The sequence below is a fragment of the uncultured Succinivibrio sp. genome, from assembly GCF_902756765.1.
Lineage (GTDB): Bacteria > Pseudomonadota > Gammaproteobacteria > Enterobacterales > Succinivibrionaceae > Succinivibrio.
In genome coordinates, this window is record NZ_CACVSS010000135.1 from 1 (window position 1) to 3,749 (window position 3,749).

The window sequence follows — 3,749 nt, forward strand, 5'->3', positions numbered from 1 at the left end:
TGAGCCTCAGAGATGAGGTAGTTACGACTCGTATACAAGAGTATAGCAGTCCATTCTTAGTTACAGAGAGCCTCGAAATGGGGTAATTACGAACCTAAGCTTGCACCTATTTTTGATTTCAGGTTTGTTATGGGATTACTGAATATCCTATAAGAATATCTGTTGTGAATTGCAGGAAAGGTGTATAGAGAAAAGGCTTTATAAAAGGATAGTCTATTTCTTTAATCGTCTTTTACCCCATTTATCATGGGGCTAAGTGATGTGATTGGACTTATAAGACAGGTCTTTAACAGAATAGATAAAAATACTTCCCTGTTGAAGGGATTAGGTGTTTCAGCAGTATGGCTATGATCTGATTCTTTCTTTTTAATTTGTCACCTCTTCCTGCGTAAAATCAGCATCAACCTCTTCTCTTTCGTTACTGAGATCAATAGTACGAGCAGATGGAGATGCATTTAGTAATTTTGAGATAAGATCATATGCTTCCTCACTGTTAGCCTTGCTGTATTCTTGATTAAAGTCTTTTGTAAGCTCCTGCAGTCTGGTTATATTATGAGCCCTTTCATGATCTATAGTTCTTAATTCCTCTTCTGTACGTTCTTTAAGCATTCTTATGCTGCTGTCTGCTTTCATCTGTATTTCTTTTCGCAAATCATTCTGAATCTTTATAAAATCTTTAAGCTCTGCCAGTTTTCCTGCATCGTTCTTTTCATTATTGTTAACAACATTGTTATCTAACATAATAAAACTCCATTTCCCAATAAATAAAAAACTAATAAAACATCTAAAGGTAAAGGCCGGATATATAATCAGTTGAAATAAAAAATAAGATCGAAGGATAGTAGCCCTTAACAGGGCTTTGTATTTTGTTTATTAGCAATTTCAGAGATTGCCTGTTTATAAAGGTTATAGTTACCTGTGGCTTTTGCTTTTTCAGCCAGTTCTACCAGAGCATTAAGGGATAGTTTACGAAGTTCCTGAGTATTACGCTCTTTTAGAAGCTCAGTCTCCATTTCCTTCTGTTCTTTACTGCATTCAATGTCTCTTTGAGCGTTTATTTCTGCTCTTCTGGTCTTTTGTCTTTCGCTTTCTGTAGAACAGGATTTTCCAATTGCATAAGAGGTTGCGGCGATAGCGACACCGGCAGCAATAGCAACTGGTGCAGAAATAACAGTAGTAGCTGCAGCTAAAGGATAAAGTAAAAACTGTAACATAGTAGGCTCTCCCATCTGTTAATTTAAGATACTTACTAAATAGCAAATGAAATGCCAACTTGTTTACTGATTGTTTTAAAAGATATTTGTTATTTTTAGGCTATAGATAAAATTATATTTTTATATAATGATTTATATATTTAGAGAAATATTTAATGAGGTCATTTTAAATTAGTAAGCAGATGTTCTAATTTACTTACAAGAATGAAGATAGATTGTACAACCTTTTTTAAATCCAAAAACAGAAAGGTGCGATGACAAAGAAGATAAGAAACAACAGCATCGCAATCTTTCCTCTGTTTTTATACTCGTCCTCGCTATCAAGATTGATAACCATATTTATAGGTATTGCGCTGAGCAGAACCCATAAACCAAAGCGAGGGACAATCCATAAGAGTATATCTATATTGCTGTACATTCCTTATTCCACTTCTCGATTTTTATCTCAGGTAAAAACTGTATATGAGCACAATTCCCATTTCTAAAACGTATCAGAAGATGCAGCAGCGTAATCATGATGCTCAGAAACACTTCTATCATACTGAACGTCTTTTTTAGCTATACCTGATTCCTCATATATAAGCCTTTTAACAAGCTATCTTAATTGTAGGTTGTCTAAACTTAGATTTATAGCAAACGTTAAACTAAATCAAATCACATATCAGAATCCGGAATGATGATTATTTATATTTAGGACAAGAGCAGACAGAAAATCCCGCCATTTCAGATCTGCTTTTTTCATAAAGAGGAGTAACTATGAAGGTATTCAGGATTGCTTGTATAGCCTTATTAGCTGTTTCTACCGCGTCATTTGGAGGTAACCTCAGCAGCTGTTCTTTCAATGGCATTCCTTTGTATGGCAAAGTTAAAGTGGTTGATGCATTTGCTGATATTAAAGTAGAGGTTGTTAATGCATTCTCAGATCTCGATGTACAAACTGTAGATGCCTTTGCTGATAGCTGCGGTAAATGGCAGTTTGTCGATGCGTTCCCAGATTTCAAGGTGCAGTTCGTTAATGCATTTGGCGACATAAAAATACGTTTTGTGGACGCCTTTCCCGGTATTAAATAGCTTTGGATAAAGAATAAGTTAATTCAATCGAATAAATAACGCATAAGGAGAATTGGGTATGAACAAGGCTAAAGATTTAGTTTTCTTCTCTGGACTGTCTTCACAGAGAAATCGTCTTATTGCTGAAGAAAAAAGACAAAAGGCTATGCAGGACTTAAAAGAGTCAACTAAGCCTTTCCGTAAGCATCCGATTGCAACAACCATGGGTATTTTATGGCTGTGTGTTTTTACTTATGCCATCTGCAGTGTGTGGCAGGAAGAATGGATTATCATTGCTTTTGTCGCAGGTTTCTGGCTGATGATCCTGTTTATGGGAATCGGATATTGTGAGACTCTATATGATCTGACTCAGGATAATTCGGAAAAGACTGAACCAGAGGAAATTACTGTTCATATAACTGTCGAGGTCCGAAATGTTACAAAGTATCTGCAGAATTTAATCACTAAAGACTGATTGTTTTATTCCGGATTCTGATATCATTCCTCATAAAAAAAACGTTACTTATGCCTAAAACGAGATACTGGTATATTTCGTCTCTTAATATCAAGTCTAAAATCAGAAGGAGCGTACCGGAATTTCTCTTTTTAGGATAAAACCATGGCAGCAAACGTCAAACAGAGCTTAGCATCCCCTTCTGAAAAGTTAATTGCTTTATATTCCCTTCTTCTCTTTGCCAGATACCCACTAAGCCTAACCTACATATCAGAGCAGCTGCAGTGCTCAAAACAGTCCGTATTAAGACTTATCGAAAGAATTGAGTCATCCGGTTATGGCAACATCACTAGACAGAAGAAAGGCCGAGAGACGGTTTATATCCTTTCAAAGCCACGAAATCTACCTAAGATCAGCGTTAATTCTGAAGGATTGTATCAGCTAGCCTTATGCAAGAACTTCCTGGTAAAAATGCTACCCCACAAGATGAAGCTCAACATTGATGCGGTCATTCAGGAAACCTCTGCCTACCTGTCTGATGATCCTATTACAGAGGACTTCCTGTCTGTTGGTGATGTTTATACCAAGGGCAGTGTTGACCACACTCCTTATCAGCCAATTCTCGATACCATTATTGAAGCAATACGTAAGCACAAGGTTTGCAGAATCACCTATTCACCAACAGCAGATAATGTGGATAAGGTGTATTTCCTGGCTCCACACAGAATTACCGCTTTCCATGACAATCTTTATGTAGTAGGCCGACTTGTTAAAGAGGATGGTGTTGCTGAACCAGTCAACGATCACAACAACACGTTCCTGCTGTATCGATTTAAGCAGGCAGATATTACTCATAGGAACACTGATCTTGCTCCTCTGGTTGCAGATCAGAGTGAAGGTGCATTTGGCTGGTTTAATTCAGGTGACGTATTTGAAGCAAAAATCCTGTTTAAGAAAGAAGTCGCAGGCTATGTTACCTCAAGGACCTGGAGCAATCAGCAGGCCATTGAATATCTTCCTAATGGAGATTT

5 protein-coding genes are annotated in these 3,749 nt (G+C 37.1%); 3 read left to right on the forward strand and 2 right to left on the reverse strand.

The window, feature by feature from the left end:
• Window positions 1-366 precede the first annotated feature (366 nt).
• Complete coding sequence (locus QZU45_RS11360) at window positions 367-741, reverse strand: hypothetical protein (protein ID WP_295355372.1); 375 nt, start codon at window positions 739-741, stop codon at window positions 367-369.
• A gap of 107 nt (window positions 742-848) precedes the next feature.
• Window positions 849-1,214, reverse strand: coding sequence for a hypothetical protein (locus QZU45_RS11365; protein ID WP_295355374.1), 366 nt, complete (start codon window positions 1,212-1,214; stop codon window positions 849-851).
• Between the two features lie 756 nt (window positions 1,215-1,970).
• Between QZU45_RS11365 and QZU45_RS11370 the strand changes: the two genes are divergently transcribed.
• The 3 genes from QZU45_RS11370 to QZU45_RS11380 all read left to right on the forward strand — a co-directional run.
• Entirely contained in the window at window positions 1,971-2,285 is a 315-nt protein-coding gene (locus tag QZU45_RS11370) for a hypothetical protein (protein WP_295355376.1), read from the forward strand.
• Between the two features lie 58 nt (window positions 2,286-2,343).
• Window positions 2,344-2,739 (forward strand): hypothetical protein, encoded by a 396-nt coding sequence (locus QZU45_RS11375; RefSeq protein WP_295355378.1) that lies wholly within the window; start codon window positions 2,344-2,346, stop codon window positions 2,737-2,739.
• 144 nt (window positions 2,740-2,883) lie between these two features.
• The coding region (locus QZU45_RS11380; protein ID WP_295355380.1) for a YafY family protein at window positions 2,884-3,749 on the forward strand (866 nt) is incomplete at its 3' end.